22 protein-coding genes are annotated in these 16,925 nt (G+C 51.5%); 7 read left to right on the forward strand and 15 right to left on the reverse strand.

What is annotated here, in order from left to right; genetic code table 11:
- Nucleotides 1-113 precede the first annotated feature (113 nt).
- The 3 genes from rpmF to BM231_RS00850 form a co-directional block, all read right to left on the reverse strand.
- Nucleotides 114-299, reverse strand: coding sequence for a 50S ribosomal protein L32 (rpmF, locus tag BM231_RS00840; RefSeq protein WP_057464705.1), 186 nt, complete (start codon nucleotides 297-299; stop codon nucleotides 114-116).
- A 140-nt stretch (nucleotides 300-439) separates the two neighbouring features.
- On the reverse strand, nucleotides 440-1,096 hold the full coding sequence (mtgA, locus tag BM231_RS00845; RefSeq protein WP_342029949.1) for a monofunctional biosynthetic peptidoglycan transglycosylase: 657 nt from the start codon (nucleotides 1,094-1,096) through the stop codon (nucleotides 440-442).
- A 56-nt stretch (nucleotides 1,097-1,152) separates the two neighbouring features.
- Nucleotides 1,153-2,097: a hydrogen peroxide-inducible genes activator gene (locus BM231_RS00850; protein ID WP_063294563.1), complete on the reverse strand. Its 945-nt coding sequence runs from the start codon at nucleotides 2,095-2,097 to the stop codon at nucleotides 1,153-1,155.
- Nucleotides 2,098-2,344: 247 nt separating this feature from the next.
- Here BM231_RS00850 and BM231_RS00855 point away from each other — a divergent pair, with 247 nt between their 5' ends.
- Together BM231_RS00855 and ahpD are read left to right on the forward strand one after the other, a co-directional pair.
- On the forward strand, nucleotides 2,345-2,896 hold the full coding sequence (locus BM231_RS00855) for a peroxiredoxin (protein ID WP_093516049.1): 552 nt from the start codon (nucleotides 2,345-2,347) through the stop codon (nucleotides 2,894-2,896).
- Between the two features lie 171 nt (nucleotides 2,897-3,067).
- Complete coding sequence (gene ahpD / locus BM231_RS00860) at nucleotides 3,068-3,610, forward strand: alkylhydroperoxidase, AhpD family (RefSeq protein ID WP_057464702.1); 543 nt, start codon at nucleotides 3,068-3,070, stop codon at nucleotides 3,608-3,610.
- A 141-nt stretch (nucleotides 3,611-3,751) separates the two neighbouring features.
- Here ahpD and BM231_RS00865 read toward each other — a convergent pair whose 3' ends face one another.
- The 3 genes from BM231_RS00865 to BM231_RS00875 form a co-directional block, all read right to left on the reverse strand.
- The gene (locus BM231_RS00865; RefSeq protein ID WP_093516051.1) at nucleotides 3,752-4,111 is read right to left on the reverse strand and encodes an NINE protein; all 360 of its coding nucleotides are present in this window, start codon (nucleotides 4,109-4,111) and stop codon (nucleotides 3,752-3,754) included.
- 150 nt (nucleotides 4,112-4,261) lie between these two features.
- Entirely contained in the window at nucleotides 4,262-4,624 is a 363-nt protein-coding gene (locus BM231_RS00870; RefSeq protein WP_208859968.1) for an NINE protein, read from the reverse strand.
- A gap of 128 nt (nucleotides 4,625-4,752) precedes the next feature.
- Complete coding sequence (locus tag BM231_RS00875) at nucleotides 4,753-5,994, reverse strand: SAM-dependent methyltransferase (RefSeq protein ID WP_093516053.1); 1,242 nt, start codon at nucleotides 5,992-5,994, stop codon at nucleotides 4,753-4,755.
- Between the two features lie 300 nt (nucleotides 5,995-6,294).
- On the opposite strand from BM231_RS00875, the gene BM231_RS00880 reads away from it, so the two are divergent.
- Nucleotides 6,295-7,200: a polyprenyl synthetase family protein gene (locus BM231_RS00880; RefSeq protein WP_093516055.1), complete on the forward strand. Its 906-nt coding sequence runs from the start codon at nucleotides 6,295-6,297 to the stop codon at nucleotides 7,198-7,200.
- Here the strand turns inward: BM231_RS00880 and BM231_RS00885 are convergent.
- Complete coding sequence (locus BM231_RS00885) at nucleotides 7,197-7,748, reverse strand: cysteine hydrolase family protein (RefSeq protein ID WP_093516057.1); 552 nt, start codon at nucleotides 7,746-7,748, stop codon at nucleotides 7,197-7,199. The two genes, BM231_RS00880 and BM231_RS00885, sit on opposite strands and share 4 nt — an antisense overlap.
- Nucleotides 7,749-7,907: 159 nt before the next feature.
- Here BM231_RS00885 and BM231_RS00890 point away from each other — a divergent pair, with 159 nt between their 5' ends.
- Nucleotides 7,908-8,120, forward strand: a complete 213-nt coding sequence (locus BM231_RS00890; RefSeq protein WP_063291285.1) for a hypothetical protein — start codon at nucleotides 7,908-7,910, stop codon at nucleotides 8,118-8,120.
- A 4-nt stretch (nucleotides 8,121-8,124) separates the two neighbouring features.
- Here the strand turns inward: BM231_RS00890 and BM231_RS00895 are convergent, their stop codons facing one another.
- From BM231_RS00895 to BM231_RS00910, 4 genes are read right to left on the reverse strand one after another with little or no spacing between them, the layout of a single operon-like run.
- Nucleotides 8,125-8,598 carry a YbaK/EbsC family protein gene (locus BM231_RS00895; protein WP_093516059.1) on the reverse strand — a complete coding sequence of 158 codons (474 nt, stop codon included), beginning with the start codon at nucleotides 8,596-8,598 and terminating at the stop codon, nucleotides 8,125-8,127.
- Between the two features lie 28 nt (nucleotides 8,599-8,626).
- A complete protein-coding gene (locus BM231_RS00900) occupies nucleotides 8,627-9,301 on the reverse strand; it encodes an alpha/beta hydrolase (RefSeq protein WP_208859969.1) in 675 nt (224 codons plus the stop codon).
- Nucleotides 9,298-9,732 carry a hypothetical protein gene (locus BM231_RS00905; RefSeq protein ID WP_093516061.1) on the reverse strand — a complete coding sequence of 145 codons (435 nt, stop codon included), beginning with the start codon at nucleotides 9,730-9,732 and terminating at the stop codon, nucleotides 9,298-9,300. The genes BM231_RS00900 and BM231_RS00905 overlap by 4 nt, the downstream gene beginning before the upstream one ends.
- A gap of 37 nt (nucleotides 9,733-9,769) precedes the next feature.
- Entirely contained in the window at nucleotides 9,770-10,411 is a 642-nt protein-coding gene (locus BM231_RS00910; protein WP_093516063.1) for a DNA-3-methyladenine glycosylase family protein, read from the reverse strand.
- A 72-nt stretch (nucleotides 10,412-10,483) separates the two neighbouring features.
- Here BM231_RS00910 and gluQRS point away from each other — a divergent pair, with 72 nt between their 5' ends.
- Nucleotides 10,484-11,341 (forward strand): tRNA glutamyl-Q(34) synthetase GluQRS, encoded by an 858-nt coding sequence (gluQRS, locus tag BM231_RS00915; RefSeq protein WP_093516065.1) that lies wholly within the window; start codon nucleotides 10,484-10,486, stop codon nucleotides 11,339-11,341.
- Here gluQRS and BM231_RS00920 read toward each other — a convergent pair.
- Genes BM231_RS00920 through BM231_RS00930 form a run of 3 tightly spaced genes read right to left on the reverse strand, consistent with a single transcriptional unit; the run spans nucleotide 11,338 to nucleotide 13,963 of the window.
- On the reverse strand, nucleotides 11,338-11,973 hold the full coding sequence (locus tag BM231_RS00920; RefSeq protein WP_093516067.1) for an HAD-IA family hydrolase: 636 nt from the start codon (nucleotides 11,971-11,973) through the stop codon (nucleotides 11,338-11,340). The two genes, gluQRS and BM231_RS00920, sit on opposite strands and share 4 nt — an antisense overlap.
- Before the next feature lie 34 nt (nucleotides 11,974-12,007).
- Complete coding sequence (locus BM231_RS00925) at nucleotides 12,008-12,970, reverse strand: AEC family transporter (protein WP_093516069.1); 963 nt, start codon at nucleotides 12,968-12,970, stop codon at nucleotides 12,008-12,010.
- Between the two features lie 30 nt (nucleotides 12,971-13,000).
- A complete protein-coding gene (locus tag BM231_RS00930; protein ID WP_093516977.1) occupies nucleotides 13,001-13,963 on the reverse strand; it encodes an AEC family transporter in 963 nt (320 codons plus the stop codon).
- Between the two features lie 164 nt (nucleotides 13,964-14,127).
- Between BM231_RS00930 and BM231_RS00935 the strand changes: the two genes are divergently transcribed.
- Nucleotides 14,128-15,255 (forward strand): hybrid sensor histidine kinase/response regulator, encoded by a 1,128-nt coding sequence (locus tag BM231_RS00935; RefSeq protein WP_093516071.1) that lies wholly within the window; start codon nucleotides 14,128-14,130, stop codon nucleotides 15,253-15,255.
- On the opposite strand, the gene BM231_RS00940 is transcribed toward BM231_RS00935, so the two are convergent.
- A complete protein-coding gene (locus tag BM231_RS00940; protein WP_093516073.1) occupies nucleotides 15,252-15,854 on the reverse strand; it encodes a 2-hydroxychromene-2-carboxylate isomerase in 603 nt (200 codons plus the stop codon). The genes BM231_RS00935 and BM231_RS00940 overlap by 4 nt on opposite strands.
- Before the next feature lie 211 nt (nucleotides 15,855-16,065).
- On the opposite strand from BM231_RS00940, the gene BM231_RS00945 reads away from it, so the two are divergent.
- The gene (locus tag BM231_RS00945) at nucleotides 16,066-16,905 is read left to right on the forward strand and encodes a phosphatase PAP2 family protein (RefSeq protein ID WP_093516075.1); all 840 of its coding nucleotides are present in this window, start codon (nucleotides 16,066-16,068) and stop codon (nucleotides 16,903-16,905) included.
- Nucleotides 16,906-16,925 lie beyond the last annotated feature (20 nt).

Genomic DNA, 16,925 nt, shown 5'->3' on the forward strand with positions numbered 1-16,925 from the left:
AGGCCGCCCTTTCACAGAGCGGCCTTTCTTAGTTCAAGCAAAACACCACAAAAAGAAAAAGCCGCCCCGAGGGACGGCCTTTTCAAAATCAACTCGCGTTGATCGCTTCAGACTTAAGCGTCGTCTTTAGCCTGAAGGATCTGACGACCCCGGTACATACCACTCTTCAGGTCAACATGGTGCGGGCGACGAAGTTCGCCGGAATCCTTGTCTTCCACGTAAGCTGGTTGTGCCAGAGCATCAGTAGAACGGCGAAAGCCGCGCTTCATACGCGATACTTTTTTCTTAGGAACAGCCATTGTAGCTCTCTCTCTCGTCACATGCGCACGCGCCACTCAAGCGCGGCGTTAACGTGCGAAATACACAATCTCTCAGATTGGCGGGGGTTATACAGGCAAACAGAAGGATTTGCCAGTCCTTATACGAAAATAATTTCGCACTACCTCTCCGGCGCCGAAATACAGTTAAGCACTTCGCCGGCCACCTGAGCTCGGCTACGGTTTATACCGGCAAGCCTGCGATGTCCAGAGCTAGGTTTTGCAGGGTTCCTGGCAATTGGATTTGGGAGCGCTGTAGCCAGCAAAGAGGCCTGAGTCGCAGAAAGTTTTGCAGCACTTTTCCCAAAGAAAGTTCGCGATGCAGCTTCCACTCCAAAGATCCCCGGACCCCATTCAGCAACGTTCAAATAAATCTCCAACACCCGCCGCTTTGACAGCACCGTATCAATGAGCATCGCCAGAGGAACCTCCAGCACTTTGCGCAGATAATCCCTGTCGTTCCAGAGGAACAGGTTCTTCGCAAGCTGCATGGTGATGGTACTCGCCCCACGAGGCCGCTTGCCTTCAAACAACTTCCAAGCCTGCCCACGCACCGCAGGCCAGTCAACGCCGCCGTGAGAGCAGAACGTGGCATCCTCGGAGACGACCACAGATCGTTGTAAATTAACGGAAATTTCTTCCAAAGGCACCCATTCTCGCCAAACGGGCTGACCAGTCACAACGCGAAACAGCATCAGACTGGAATAAGGAGGAACCACAGAATACAGCAGTGTCAGCACCACCGGCAAAGCCACAAGCACCCCGAGTGTACGCAACACCCAACGCCTGATCCTGCGCTTTAATGGCTCTGGTTTCTCCTTTGAACGCGCTTTTTTCAAGCACTTTTCTCCGATACATCTTGAGGAACCGAGACGTCTCTTTGAGTTTCAACCATAAAGCGTTCCAGAGCCTTGCAAAGTAATTTTGCATTTCCTTCAAAAGAAGATTTACGCCTCCAGACCATTCCAATCGTCCGGCGCGCATTCTTGTCGGCAATCTTGATCAGCTTCAAAGAGGTCCCGCGGTCGATATCTGCATCTACTGCAATACGTGGCACCAAAGTGACGCCGATGCCGTTATCCACCATTTGCACAAGTGTTGATAAAGATGTGGCTTGTACATCTTCATTTGCCGTCAACATACGTCCTCCCGTAGCGGCAAGGACATGGTTTCGCAAACAGTGCCCATCTTCCAGCAGCAGCAGCACCTCATCCGCAAGATCTTCCATCCTCACTTCATGGACTCCAGCCAGCGCATGCGCACTTGGCACGGCCAGATAAAAAGCGTCGCTTCCGATCTCAGCAGATTCAAACCCCGTCGTGTCATAGGGCAGCGCCATCAGCGCTGCATCAATCCGCCCTTCCCGCAAAGCAATGATCAAATTGCGCGACAGATCCTCACGAAGGAACAATTGCAACTCAGGATAAAGCTCCCTGAGCTGCGGTAGAAAGCGTGGCAGCAAGAATGGCGCAACGGATGGAATCACCCCCAACCGAAACCGGCCACACAAAGGCTTGTTCTGCGCACGGGCCCCCTGCACAAGGTCCTCTGCATCACGCAACAACAAGGATGCTCGCTCCAGCACCTTCTCTCCTGCTTCAGTCAGCACCAGCGTGCGGCCAGAGCGGTCGAGCAGCTCACACCCAAGAATACCTTCCAACTGTTTGATCGAGGCAGAAAGCGTTGATTGTGTGATGAAACAAGCCTCCGCCGCCTTCGAAAAAGACAGAAGTTTGGCCAGCGTTTTGAAGTACTGAAGCTGTTTTAATGTGGGTAACATCGTGCGACCAGATGACACAGATCAAAGCCTATAGATTAGAATTTCTCTAAGTTTTGGCGGAATTCGGCCAATTCCAAGACAACTTAGCATGTCGTTCGAAAAAATCGATGGACTTCTTCGTTATTATCGTTTTGACCGATCAAATCAAGAGTTGCATAAAGACCCCAACGAAGATGCGTTTTTCGACATTTTCATAAGAATCACTAATCGACGCGCTCTGGCGTCATTCCATATTTAGGAGAGTACCATGCTCGGTATCGGCGAAAAGCTTCCAGAATTTGAAGTAGTTGGCGTAAAGCCTGGTTTCAACAACCACGAAGAAAACGGCGAAAGCGCATTTGAAGCAATTACTGAAAAAAGCTTCGAAGGTAAGTGGAAGGTAATCTTCTTCTACCCAAAAGACTTCACTTTCGTATGCCCAACCGAAATCGCTGAATTCGCTCGCCTTGCAGGTGAGTTTGAAGACCGTGACGCAGTTGTACTCGGCGGTTCTTCCGACAACGAATTCTGTAAGCTGGCATGGCGCCGTGATCACCCAGATCTCGATAAGCTGCCAATCTGGGCATTCGCTGACACCAACGGTTCCCTGATCGACGGCCTCGGCGTTCGCTCCCCAGACGGCGTTGCATACCGCTACACCTTCGTTGTCGACAACGAGAACACCATTCAGCACATCTACGCAACCAACCTGAACGTTGGCCGTAACCCTAAAGACACCCTGCGTGTTCTCGACGCTCTGCAGACCGACGAACTCTGCCCATGTAACCGTGAAGTTGGCGGCGACGTAATCGCAGCTTAATTCCGGAACGATCAGGACCGGAGCACATAAAGCGAAAAATCGCAGGCTCCGGTCTTTTTTAGCGTACTTCCGAAGACAATAAAAAACAGATTTCGGAAGAGTTTGCGCATCAAAAACTAAAAACCATCACTTTGCACGTGGCCCACCGCCAAAATCATTAGGAGAAACATCATGTCCATCGATTCCTTGAAATCCCGCCTTGGTGACTTTGCTAAGGATGTTCGTTTGAATCTTGGCTCTATGGGAACTGATGAATCTCTGACTGCTCAACAAAAATACGGCCTGATCGTCGCTTGCGCCATCGCCACCCGCAATGCAGACGTGAAGAAGGCCTTGATTGCAGAAGCTGCTCCGCACCTATCCGCAGAAGCGATGAGCGCCGCCAAAGCTGCTGTATCAATCATGAGCATGAACAATATCTACTACCGCTTCGTACACCTCTCCTCAAATGAGCAGTACGGAACCATGCCTGCCAAATTGCGTATGAACGTGATCGGCAAGCCGGGCGTAGACAAAGTTGATTTTGAATTGTGGTCGCTTGCTGTATCCGCCATCAACGGCTGTGGCATGTGCATTGATAGCCACGAAGCTATCCTGCGCAAAGCTGGAGTAACTGCCGAGATGGTGCAAACAGCTGTTCGTTTCGCATCAATCATCCAATCTGCTGCTGTCGCCCTTGAAGCATCAGAACTGGAATTGGAAGCAGCTGAATAACCACAAGCGCCTCTCCTAAGGTTTTCGCCCTGTTTAATCCCCTCCCAGGATTATTCGTGCCCCGAATAACAGGCGATCCCTAAACTGGCTCCAAGAGCTAAGCCGAAGCCCCCCAGCTTCGGCTTTTCTTTGTAATGGCCTCTAACGAACCTCATTCGGCTCGGAAGGTGTATTGAACACTCCCACAAGAATGATCAGAAGATCAACAAAAGCCCATGCAGAGACAACCATTCCCAACCCCAAAGCTCCACTGACAACAGCCAGCATTCCGTTCGGATCCAGCGTCTCCATCCGGTTCAGGCCGCTCACAATCAGAAAAGCCGTAATCAAAGAGAGAACAAGCATCACTGCTCCGCTCAGCGGCTTACCAAGATAAAACCGATGCAGCCCCAAGCCGCCCAAAAAGAGCGACAGGACCACTGTCACTACAGCAGATTTGTGCGGATTCTTGAGATAAAAGAAACCTCTTTTACTAGGCGGAATGACGGTTTGATCGCTCATAACTACGACCTCCGGTGAGCTTCGATCACACTCAGAGGCTGACACGCATTATCGATCAACACATCTCTCGAAATTTACGGCATAGAACTAGGGGTTATGAATTCTTCCTAGGCAAACCTGAAGAAACCAAGCCGCCGCCCCGCAGCTGCCCTAAAAGCTCTCCCGAATAAGCAATACAATCAGCACGATCAGATCGATAAACACCCAAATGTTCGCAATCATCGCCATGCCGATGGCAACACCGAAGCCAACCCACTCGCCTGTCGTCAGATCAGCAATCAAATTATGTCCGTCCAATCCCATCAGCAACGGGATCAGGATCAAAACTGCTGTAATGTTCAGGCAGTTGATGACAACAGCACTGCCAAGCTTGCGCAGATAAAACCGGTGGGCCGCGAACTGCCCAAGCAATAGCGCAAACAAAACGGCATAAGCTGTCGACTTACCCGGTTCGGAAAAATTGAAAATGCCCTCTCGCCGCCTTTGCGAGGGCAATGGAATATCATCAAACACCAACGACCTGCTTTCACCCATGCATTCTAAACATCGGGAAAGTAGCCAATGATTTTACTTGGCGTCAATGATCCAACCCAACAAACCCCGGAACTAATTCCGGGGTCATTTCTTTAATACAGAGTAGCTTAGGCCGTTTTTCTGCGATCATCACGATGAGAGATCATCGCCTGCTCATTGTCACCAATGAAGTCACGGATAATCGGCACAGCATCTCGTTCTTTAGACAGGATCAACTGGAACACCATGAGCCGCCCATGCAGGAAGTTCATTTCGCAGCCTGACAGATAAAACTCCCACATTTTGCAAAAGCGCTCGTCATACAGCTCTTTGATCTTGTCCCGGTTACGCTCAAAGTTAAGGCGCCAATCTCTCAGGGTGTAATAGTAGTGCAGTCGCAAAATCTCGTTATCACAGACCCAAAGACCCGTTTTCTCAATATCGGCAAAAGTCTCTGAAAGAGCAGGACAATACCCACCTGGGAAGATGTACTTGCTCAGGAATGGGCCCGTCACACCCGGGGGCCCACTGCGACCAATCGAGTGAATGACAGCATAGCCATCCTGCTTCAGACAGTCTCTGACCTTAGCAAAGTAAGCACCCAGATTGCCGTGGCCAACATGCTCCATCATGCCGACAGAAACAACGCGATCAAACTCACCCTCAAACTCGTTGTAGTCCAGACAAACAAAATCAACCTTCCCCTCAAGACCGGCAGCTTTCACCCGCTCTTCAGCAATTTTGATCTGCTCGGTAGAGACGTTGAGAGAGGTCACCTGCGCACCGGTCTGCGCCATACGAATAGCCAGAGAACCCCAACCGCCGCCAATTTCAAGAACTGACATGCCTGGCTTCAGGTCCAGCTTCGCAACAAGATGATCCAGCTTGGCTTGCTGGGCTTCTTCAAGCGTATCTTCGGGCGTCCGGTAATAAGCGCAACTATAATTGAGCCCGTCATCGAGAAAGAGCCGATACAAGTCCGTCGACAAATCGTAGTGATGGCGCACCTGCGCTTTGTTTTTCTTCAGGTTCAGGCCAAGGCGTCGTCGCGTATGGCCATCTTTCATGAAAGTCAAAATTCGTTGAATAGGATGTTCTGTAAGCAGGCCATCATTCGCCATGAACACAGCAACCAGATCATTCAGAGTGTGACCCGGCTCCATGGTGATTAAGCCATCCATGTAGGCTTCGGCTGCTTTCAGCTCAGGATCAATCAGAAGTGTGTAGGGAAGTTTCTGACTGTGAAAACGCAATGCAGCGGAGGGGCCGCTTTCATCGCTACCAAAAACATGCTTTTTGTCTTTGGCATCAAAAATTACAAGTTGCCCTTTCTGGACAAAATTCGACAAAATCTTCGAAAGTGCACGCATTTCTATTCCCCCTATCATCTCTTATAGCTGACTTACTAGGGCGCCTTATTGCGAGGCTCTTATTATATGACCTTAGGTAACTTTAGATTTAACCTAAAGAAAAAAACAGCATCAAGGCAACTCCGCAGGAAATCTCAGCCGAATATTTACAGGGCGAAATTCCGCAGGAACCTTACGGAAACACTCCATTTCACTTGACGTTGAGCTGTTTTCAGGACAAACGATCAACTTGCTATCTGTCGAATAGGTAAGCACTTTCAAATCTGTTGTACTTTATTTGCTCGTTTGGGATGGGGTTCTGTGTCTGTTGCTTTAAAATCGGTCATCACCGAAACCGCTCAGTCTCTTGAAGAAAAGCTCACCTCTCTTTTAGGGGAGACAGTTCGTTCTGAGGAATTGGCCCGCCCTGAACGCTTGCTGGAAGCGATGAACTATGCAGCGCTGTCCGGCGGCAAACGTCTGCGCCCGGTTCTCATGGTGGAAGCTGCCCGCTTGTTCGGTCACGAAGATGAAGGCACGCTTGTTGCCGCATCAGCGCTGGAATGCATTCACTGCTACTCCCTCGCCCATGACGACCTGCCAGCAATGGATGACGACGATGTGCGTCGTGGTCGTCCAACAACTCATAAGGCATTTGACGAAGCAACGGCTATTCTAGCAGGCGATGCACTGCTCACGATCGCATTTGATTTCATTGCTGATGAACAAGTGCATCCAGATCCAGCCATCCGTCTGCGTCTGTCGCGGGAATTGTCCCGCGCATCCGGCATTGGCGGCATGGCAGGCGGTCAGATGCTGGACCTGGCCTCTGAGCACCGCGACAGAACAGAAGCTGAGATCCGTCAGCTTCAGGCGATGAAGACCGGCGCGCTCATTCGTTATGCATGTCGTGCAGGCGCAATTCTCGCAAATGCCACAGACGACGACATCGCTCGCCTCACCCGTTTTGGTGAAATCATCGGTCTGGCGTTCCAGCTGGCAGATGACCTGCTGGACTTGACCGGCGATGCAGAAGTGGTTGGCAAGGCAACGGGCAAAGATGCAGAAGCTGGCAAGGCAACCCTCGTCAGCCTGCTGGGTGAAAGCCACACCCGTCAGGAGCTCTCACGCTTGATTGCAGAAGCAGATGAACTGCTGGAGCCATACGGCGCTAAGGCCAACACCTTGAAGACGCTGGCCCGTTACATCGCTGATCGCGAAAGTTAAGCCGTCACTGCCTGCGCAAATTCAACGTCAGCTTCCGGTAAAACAGCAATACTGCCCTCATACCCACGAAGAAAAACGAGCGTATTGTTGTGATGCTCTCTGATTTGCTGTCCGGTAGCGTGCTCTTTGTCGTGCGTGGTGTGCGCGTCATTCACCAGTCGCAGGTTAAACCCAAGCGAAGCCGCACGGCGGAACGTGGTATCCACGCAGAACTCCGAGGCAAACCCGCAGATCGTCAGATCAGTGATGCCGCGCTCATCCAACAACTCTTTCAAATTGGTTTTGTAGAAGGAATCCGGTGCAGTTTTCCGCACTTTCAAATCACTGTTCGTTACAACCAGATCATCCGGTAATTCCCACCCGTCAGTACCATAAGCCAATTGATGGTTTGCCCGTTCGTGCTGAACAACGATAACTGGCACATCTGCTTCACGAGCTTTTGCACTCAGCCTGTTGATACGAGCAATTGTTTCATCCCGCTCAAACGGGTGCGGCTCCACATCAAACAAATATTTTTGTACATCAATAATAATAAGCGCGGTGCTCATCGTACCCTCATTTATCGGAGGAACAGGCGCCTCCGACTTCCCCTAAAAATATGCCCATGAATTAGTCATAAGCAATTGTAATCAATAAATATTTTCTTTGACCTTTGTAACCATCAAACAGATAGTTGGTCCTGAAGCAGATGGACAGGAGGTCGTCACATGAATCATGAAATGATGATGGAAGGCTTCGCCCTTTGGCAAGTCGTCATTATGATTGTCTGGATATTGGTTGTCGTCATTCCAATCGCGAGAATCCTGAACCGTCTCGGCTTCTCAAGGATCTGGACCATTCTGGCTTTCATTCCCTTGGTCAACCTGATCTTCCTCTGGATCCTCGCATATGTTCATTGGCCAGTCGAAGACAGAATGTAGCCTGTTACTTCACGCTGATAACCTGATGATCTCCCAAAATGTCCGGCAAATTTCCGGGCATCATAAACACTGCATTCGGCGTTCCAGCAGCAGCCCACACTTCGTCAAAGCTCAACAGATCTTCATCTACGAACACTGTCAGCTCCTGCTTGTGTCCCAATGGTGGAATGCCGCCAATTGAATACCCGGTAACATTTCTGACGAACTTGGCATCAGGCCGCCCGATCGGCCCACCGACAACTGTAGAAATAGCCTCTTCATTAACGCGGTTGGTTCCGCTTGCCAGCACCAGAATAGCTTCCTCAGTATCCAGCTTCTGAAAGACAAGGGATTTGACAATCTGTTCCTGAGCACAGCCCAGCGCTTGCGCAGCCTCTGCGGCAGAGCGCGAAGACTCCGGCAGCTCAACCACTTTCAGCCCAAGACCACGATCATCCAAAAAACTCTGAAACTGTTTCGCACGCTTACTTTGCAACATCACACCCCTCCTCCGGTCTTTGCTTCATCTAGATAGTGGTTGGCGCTGAAATTCCAAATCGCTCTTTCAAAAACCGGAGCGCCAACGCCTGCGCTTCACCGTTGATGGAATGGTCAAGCGCTGCCAAATCATGCGCTTCCACATCAAAACCTGCACTCACCAATACAGTCTTTGCAGCACCAAGATACGCCGCAGACACCACATCATCCTCACTGCCATGCAGCAACATCACCGGAGGCCGCACAACCATCTGCTCCACCAGATGCTCAGGCCCGCCCAGAACACCCGAGAAACTTAGCAGGCCAGCCGCCTCAGAAAAACGCCGAGGTCCAACATGCAAAGCAACCATAGCTCCCTGCGAAAAGCCGCCCAGCACCATGTCCCGCTCCAACAGACCATAATGCTCCAGCTCCGCATCCAGCACCCGGTTGATCAACGGCGCGGCCGCCTGCACACCAATCCAGACTTCCCGAGCATCAAACTCAGAGGCCGCAAACCACTGCCGCCCCTCAACCCAATGCGCACATGGCTCTGGCCCATTCAGGCAAACAACGGCAGTCTCTGGCAGCTCGTCGCGTAAAACACGCGCCGTCGGCTCCATATCGCCCGCATCACCACCATAGCCATGCAGCAACACCAGCAATTTACGCACTGGCGCATGGCTCGGCTCCAAGCGAATGCACTCAAGCTCATGCATACTCATTCAGCTTCTTTCATCGTCATATGACCAGCAAGATCCTGAAGCAGACCATTCTTCAAAAGGACGTTCATCATCGCACCATCATAATAGCGCTCTTCAACGACCTTGCCATCATCCCAGCGCTGCCAGCACAAACCATCAATCTTTTGCACAACACCGGCACCATCAACAAACTGGCTCAGATTGCGGAAGGCGCATAAACCACGCGCCTCATCAATCACAACATCTTCGATTTTACCAATGATGGATTGCGCCGCCGAGATAAACGGCTCTTGCTTGGCACGCCCCTCAACAGCTCCATCCGCAAACAGCACATCATTAGCAAACATCTGCACAGTAGAAGCAAAAAACACATCAAACGCTTCCAATGGCTTACCATCACGAAGCAGTTCAATCTGCTTGTTTGTCGCTGCCACAAAATTATTGGATTCCATCAAGCGGCTCCCTACTTCATGATTGGCTCAGCATTCTTCAAACAGGCAGGGTCTCGCGCCCTTCTTTCATCACACGGTAATAAGACCAGAACAACCGCGCTGCAGTTCCACGATGAGGAGACCATGCCTCAGCAATTTCAGCAAGCACCTTTCCTTTGGGGCGCTCTTCCAGATCAAACGCGTGCTGTACAGCAGCCTGCAAGGCCACATCCCCAACCGGAAATACATCCGGATGCCCAGCGCAAAACAGCAAGAAGATATCTGCGGACCACGGACCGATGCCCTTAATCTCACAAAGCCGCTTGTGTGCCACCTCACCCGGCCAGTCCACCGCCTCATTCAAACACAAACCAGCCTTCAGCTCTTCTGCAATGGCCTTCAATGTTCGCAGCTTAGCATTGGAAAGCCCAACACCCAGCAGTTCTTCATCACTCTTGGAAAGCAGCACATCCGGCTCAAACGGCACCACCAGCGCCTCAAGTCTTACCCAGATGCTCGCCGCAGCCGCCACCGAGAGCAGCTGCGCCACCACAATATTACAGAGCCCAGCAAAATCAGCAGAGCGCCTACGCAAAGGCACCTCACCTGCAACATCAGCAATACGAACAAGTCGCTCATCCAACTGCACAAGGGACGCGAGCTCCCGCTTAATATCCTCAAGCGTGTCTATAGGTCTCAACGCCCCCTCCTCAAGCAAGCAAAGATGCTCTAATAACAAGCTGTCCATATTCCAAGTAGAACCATTTCGCAAATGAACTCGCCTGTCTATCGCTTTGCTCCTTCACCCAACGGCCACCTCCATCTCGGCCATGCCTACTCAGCCATCCTCAACGATGAAGCTGCAAAGCAAAACGGCGGAAGGTTCCTGCTGCGCATCGAAGATATCGACACGATCCGTTGCACCCCACAACTGCAAGAAGACATGCTGGAAGACCTGAAATGGCTTGGCCTGCACTGGGAAACACCAGTACGGAAACAGTCAGAGCATTTCAGCGAATACACCAAGGCACTCGCACAGCTGGAAGCAATGGGCCTTGTCTACAAGGCCTACCTCACCCGCGCTCAAATCAAACGCTTCTTTGCTGAGCAGGATGCATCAGACACCCCATGGCCACGAGACCCAGACGGTGCCCCACTCTATCCAGGCGACGACAACGTCCTCTCGGTACAAGAACAGCAAGCCTTTCAAAACTCTGCTGCTCCCTATGCCCTGCGCCTCAACATGGCCAAAGCCATTGAACTAGCTGGCTCAGCTCTCAGCTGGAACGAAGCTCATCAAGGGAAGATTCAGGCAGATCCCGCAGCCTGGGGCGATGTAGTCCTTGCCCGCAAAGACACCCCAACCAGCTACCACCTCTCAGTAGTCGTAGACGACTCCCTGCAAGGCATCACTCACGTTCTGCGCGGCAAAGACCTCTACCACGCCACCAGCGTCCACCGCCTGCTTCAAACCCTGCTAGACCTGCCAGAACCGCATTACGAACACCACGATCTCATCTTGGATGAAACAGGCCGTAAACTCGCCAAATCCGCCAAGGACACTTCCCTCCGCGAACTAAGAGCAAGCGGTGCCACTCCCCTGCAAATCAGAGAGGAGTTGGGTCTCTAAGATTTAGAATGCATTGAGGAGAGAACTCCCGGAAGTTGCCTGTAGGAACCAAAAGTTTCCGCTGTTGCTTCATGATCAGGCTGATCACAGAACTTCAAAACACTCATCCCTGCCGCTTTCGCAGCACGAGTTCCAACCTCACTGTCTTCAACCACAACACAACGTTCTGGAGCGAATTGCATAGCCCGAGCGGCATGCAGGAAAAGCCCTGGATCAGGTTTCCAGATTCCAACTTCATACGAACTAAAAATTTTGGAACCAAAGAAGCCTTTCAGGCCTGCTTTCTCCAAAGCCGTTTCAATTTTCGCCCTAGGACCGCTCGAAGCAATACACATCGGCATTGGTATATCGGAGAGAGCTTCAATGACACCCGGGAATGCCTCTAACTCTGTCTTGAATAATTGATCCACTCTCGAACGATAGTCTCTCTCAAAACTATCTGGCAAGCTTCGTTCTAGAATGCTTTCAATGTCTGCCAAAATTCCAGATAGCTTACGCCCTCTAAAACGCTTCATCAGTTCTGAGAGTGGTAAATTAATCTCTGGCAGCAAATCCAAAAAAGCTTGAGAACATAACGGCTCACTGTCTACCAGCGTTCCGTCCAGATCAAATATCAGACAGCGGTCAGTCACTTATTTGAACCTCATAATATGGAATCAAACTTCCTCAATACCCCTGCACCTGAATGAACCAGAGCCAGAAGCTTACGGTGAAGACTGAGATGCCTGTGGTGATTGCGATGCCGTTGGTGGACATGGCGTGACCGGTGCCGAACTGGTTGGCCATGATGAAGGAGAACACGCCTGTCGGGCACGCTGCGATCAACGTTGCAACCCCTACCCAGACAGAGGGCAGACCCACCACGTGTGCAGCAACAACAAACACCACAAACGGCATCAGGATCGATTTGATGATCGCCAGCACGCCGCCAATCGCTAGATTACCGCGGATACCGTAGTTCACCATGCTCATACCCACCGCAACCAGCGCTACAGGTGAGGCAGCTTTCGCTAGTGGCGCCAAAACATCATCTGCCAGTTTTGGGATCTCCAAACCTGATACATTCCAGAGCAACCCACCCACAACACCATACAGGATCGGGTTCGCCAACAAGCCTTTGCCAACTGCAATAAGAAGCTCTTTCTTAGAGCGCGGCGCCTTATGACCATCAATCACCACCGCACGCTCCATCAACACAGAAGACGTCAGCGCGGTTAACGGTGCGTGGAACACAATGAGAAGCGAAATCAAAAGCGTTCCCTCAGCTCCATAAACCGCATCAATCAAAGGAATACCAACCAGCACGGTGTTGGAGAAAGACGCCGTCAACCCAGCAATCACCGCCGCACGCGCTTCACGCCCAAATCCGACACGAACCAGAAGACCACCCAGAAATGCAACAACAGCCATCGAGCCGTAGTAAGTTGCCCAATACCCCCAAGGCGAAATACCGTCGAGGTCCGCAGAGCCAAGGCTGCGGAACAACAGGATTGGAATAAGCAGGTTCACACAGAACTTGCTCAGAATATCGCCAAGACTGCGGTCCAGATATCCAACACGAGCAATAACATAACCAATGCCAACAAGAGCAAAGATCGGGAAGACGACGAAAAAGACCTGAACAATCATGGGAAACTCGAAAGAGGGTGCAAGACCTTCTTAGTAGCCCAGAAAGTTTAAGATCCAAAGCCAGAAGCTCATTGTGATTATTGAGAAAATGGTCGTCAGACTGATAGAGTTTGCACTCATGGCATGCCCGGTTCCAAACTGACTGGCATAAAGGTAGGCCACAACACCAGTTGGGCAGGCCGCCGCCAGTGTCGCCACCGCCACCCAAAGCGGCGAGAGCGGGAACACATAAACGCCCAAAGCCAGCACCAACGCAGGCATCAGCACAATCTTGAGCAAACTCAACACGCTGCCAATGGCAATGTTCCCGCGCACACCATAGTTAAGCAACGTCATACCAACAGAGAACAACGCAACCGGGCTCGCAGCTTTTGCCAGAGGGTGCAGCACACCATCCAGCAACACAGGCAATTCATAACCCGAGAAATTCCAGCCCACGCCCAGCAAAATAGCAATAACCAGCGGGCTCTTGATCAGCGTGGTGAACAGCGAATGCATAACGTCTTTGAAAGGCCGCGCTTCCTGGTAGCCATCCACCACCACCGCTCGCTCCATCGCCAACACAAACACCAGTGTTACAGACGGTGCATGCACGGAGATGATCAGGGAAATCGGAACCAACGCCTCCTGCCCAAAGGCTGAGGTAATCACCGGAATACCAACCAGCGACATGTTGGAGAACGCAGCAGAAAATCCACCAATACAGGCAGCCCTTGCTTCTCGCCCAAAGACCTTGCGCACCATATAACCACCCAGCACAGCACTGGTTGCCAGCGCCGTGTAATAGGTGCCCCAAAGCGCCCATGGGCTCAAACCAGCAAGATCAGATGTCGCCAGAGTACGGAAAATCAGAACCGGAATAAGCACGGTAATGCAGAAGGTGCTGAGATTGTCACCGACCTGCTTACTCAGCAGCCCGGCATATCCAAAGCCATACCCCACACCGACTGTCGCAAAAATGGGAAACACCACTTGCAGCGTACTAAACAGCATTCCGTGTCCGCTCTCTTTCCACCATACAGCACTCTCCCAGAGCGCAAGCAGATGCGCTTGCAGCAGCAAAAAACAAAATCTCGGTGGATCCTTGCCAGAACTGGGCGAACTTTTCCTGCCAGTGTTTTAGGCTCTTCTTCGAGGATTGATCAAGGAGTTATCTCATGCCTGCGCCCAAACTGGCTCCAAAGCAGGATGTTGCAAGGCTGGTGCACGACCTGAAGACACCACTGTCTGCCATGAAAACGGCTTCTGATCTGATCGCACAGGAACCACTCAGCGATCAGCAGCAACATCATCTGAATACCCTGCAAACAGCCATCAACTCACTTGCGAAGCTGACAGGTGCAATCCTCGGCGCAAACACACAAGCTGAACATCATAGCAGTGCTATAAGTAAGACCGAGCCTGAAGCAAGATCAGTTCTTGAGCAGCTCACCTATATCGCTGATCTGTTTTCACCACAGGCAGCAAGCTCTGGTCACACCCTCACCCACCGCTGGTCACGAGAGGCTATGTCGGCCTATCAAACCCAATCGGACGAGCTGCAGCGCATTCTCGCAGTGCTGGTCGATAATGCTATTCTGTACAGCAATACGGGCACCATCACGCTCAGCGCGCACATCAAGTTCTCAAACCATCAACCCAACATCGTAGTTACACTCAAGGATGCTGGCCCAGGCCTGTCACCAGAGCAAGCCTCGCATCTGGACGCCGCCCCAACGCCGAAACGTAAATCCGACGGCCACGGCCTCGGGCTTTGGAGTGCACGGCACCTTGCCTGTGATCATCATGGAGACCTGAGGCTCATCACCAACACCGAGCATGCAGCCTGTTTTGAGTTGGTTTTGCCAATCCAAGAGATCGAGCAGACACAGCAACTTTCTACTCCAGCCCAAAATATGACGCGCTCCAAGCTTTCTGGCTCTGTACTGGTAGTTGATGACAATGAGCCAAACCGGGAGTTGCTGGCAGCAATCTTCTCATCATTTGGCCTGACAGTGCGCATCGCAGACAGTGGAAAGCAGGCGTTAGCTGTACAGTCAAAAACTCCATCTGACCTGATCTTTCTGGATCTGAATATGCCAGAAATGAGCGGTTCAGAAACGCTTACTCAGATGCAGGCAAACGGATACGCAAAAGATAAAGCCAGTTTCGCGATCACAGCAAGCATCGCGCCGGAAGACCGCCCAGCGCTCTTCAAACAAGGTTTCAGGCAAATTCTGGAAAAGCCTATCAACCCGTCAGCCCTCTACAGCCTGCTGGAAAGCACGCTTCAGAAAGTCAGCTAGCCAATCCGCACAAAGGAAGCATCCAGCGCTTCATCAAGGCGGTCGTTGCCCCAATAAAGATCGCCTTTTTCGGTGATCATGCATGGCGCCCCAAACACACCCAGCGCCTCCGCCTCCGCAACAGCTGCCCGCAGGCCAATCTTGACCTCAGTGGTTTCAGCCTGACGCATGACCTTATCTGCATCCAGATCCAGCTCACGCAACAAGGCAATCATCAACTCTGGCTTGGAGATATCCTCGTCCAGCGCAAAAGCCATATGAAACACAGCGCGGGTAAACGCACCGATCCATGGCTCCTTACGCCCAGCAAAAGCAATGCGAGAGGCAAGCAGGCTGTGCTGTGGAAAGATCTGTGGCTTCTTCCAGGACAACCCCAGGTTTGCAGCAGTACGCGCAACGTCCCGCCACATATAAGCCCCCTTCTTCGGGTTCTCTACAAATGGAGAGCTTTGTATCCCCTGACGCCGGAAGATTGGCCCCAACAAAAAAGGCCGCCAATCAATATCGATGCCCCTGTCTTTCGCAAGCTGCTCAATACGTGCTGCGGTCAGGTAGGAGTATGGGCTGGCAAATTCATAATAAAACGCGAGCCGAGGCATTTATTCTCTTTCTGATCCAATAGACCGGTAAGACCCAACCTACGGCAATGGAAACAATTTGAATTTATCTCGCAGGTCCCTATATGGGAGTTTGGCCGTGCGAGACGTAATCTTGCTGAGCACCAATGGAATTTCAAGGCAGCACATTGGCGCAACCTCCGAAAACAAGTATACCGCCTTGTAACTCAAAAGAGCGAACTCAGGAATTCCCGTGGCAAAAGACGGCTCGAACACTTCAATCCTAAGAAAAATCATTAGTTTCTGCGGTGAACGTCCGTTCACGGCAATCCTGACATATATCCTTATAGTCTCAGCAATCTTCCTGATTTTCCCGAGACTGGATATCTGGGCCTCCACTTTCTTCTATGACGGCGAAGGCAGTTTCCCTGTTTCAAAAGACCCGTTCTGGCGCGGTGTACGATACTTCGGCGTCTATGTCTTCCAGTGGGTCGCAGGCCTGTCTTTGTTTGTGATGCTCTTCAAGCTCGCGTTTCCAAAGATCAAAGCACTGATGGATCTCCGTCACCCGATCTTCGTCGTATCCACGCTCATTCTCGGACCAGGCCTCGTCGTCAACGCGTTCTTCAAAAACCTGTGGGGCCGCCCACGCCCACGCCAAACTGAGATATTCGGCGGAGACCTGCCGTTCATCGGCGTTTGGCAACCTACTAACCACTGTGATAGTAACTGCTCATTTGTATCCGGTGAAGCATCAGCATCCATCTGGTTGTTCGTGCTGGTCTTTATAGCCCCCAAAGCCTGGCGCATTCCGCTGGCAACAGCAATCGGGGCATTGGTCTTTTTCCTTTCCGCCAACCGTGTGGCTTTCGGCGGACACTTCTTTTCAGACACCCTGCTCTCCTGGGGCATCACCATGCTCGTAATTATGGGTGTCTATCACTACCTGTACCAACGCACGCCAACATGGGCCCAGCCAGCTAACCTGGACACCTCCTTCACCAAGGGTGGTAACTGGCTACGTGCCAAACTTGGTCGCACTGCCTGCTGGTGCGCACGAAGCAGCAAAAGCTTCCTAGGCAAATTCAAATAGCCTGCCTCAAATACAAAAAA

The organism is Pseudovibrio ascidiaceicola, assembly GCF_900114245.1.
Classification (GTDB): domain Bacteria; phylum Pseudomonadota; class Alphaproteobacteria; order Rhizobiales; family Stappiaceae; genus Pseudovibrio; species Pseudovibrio ascidiaceicola.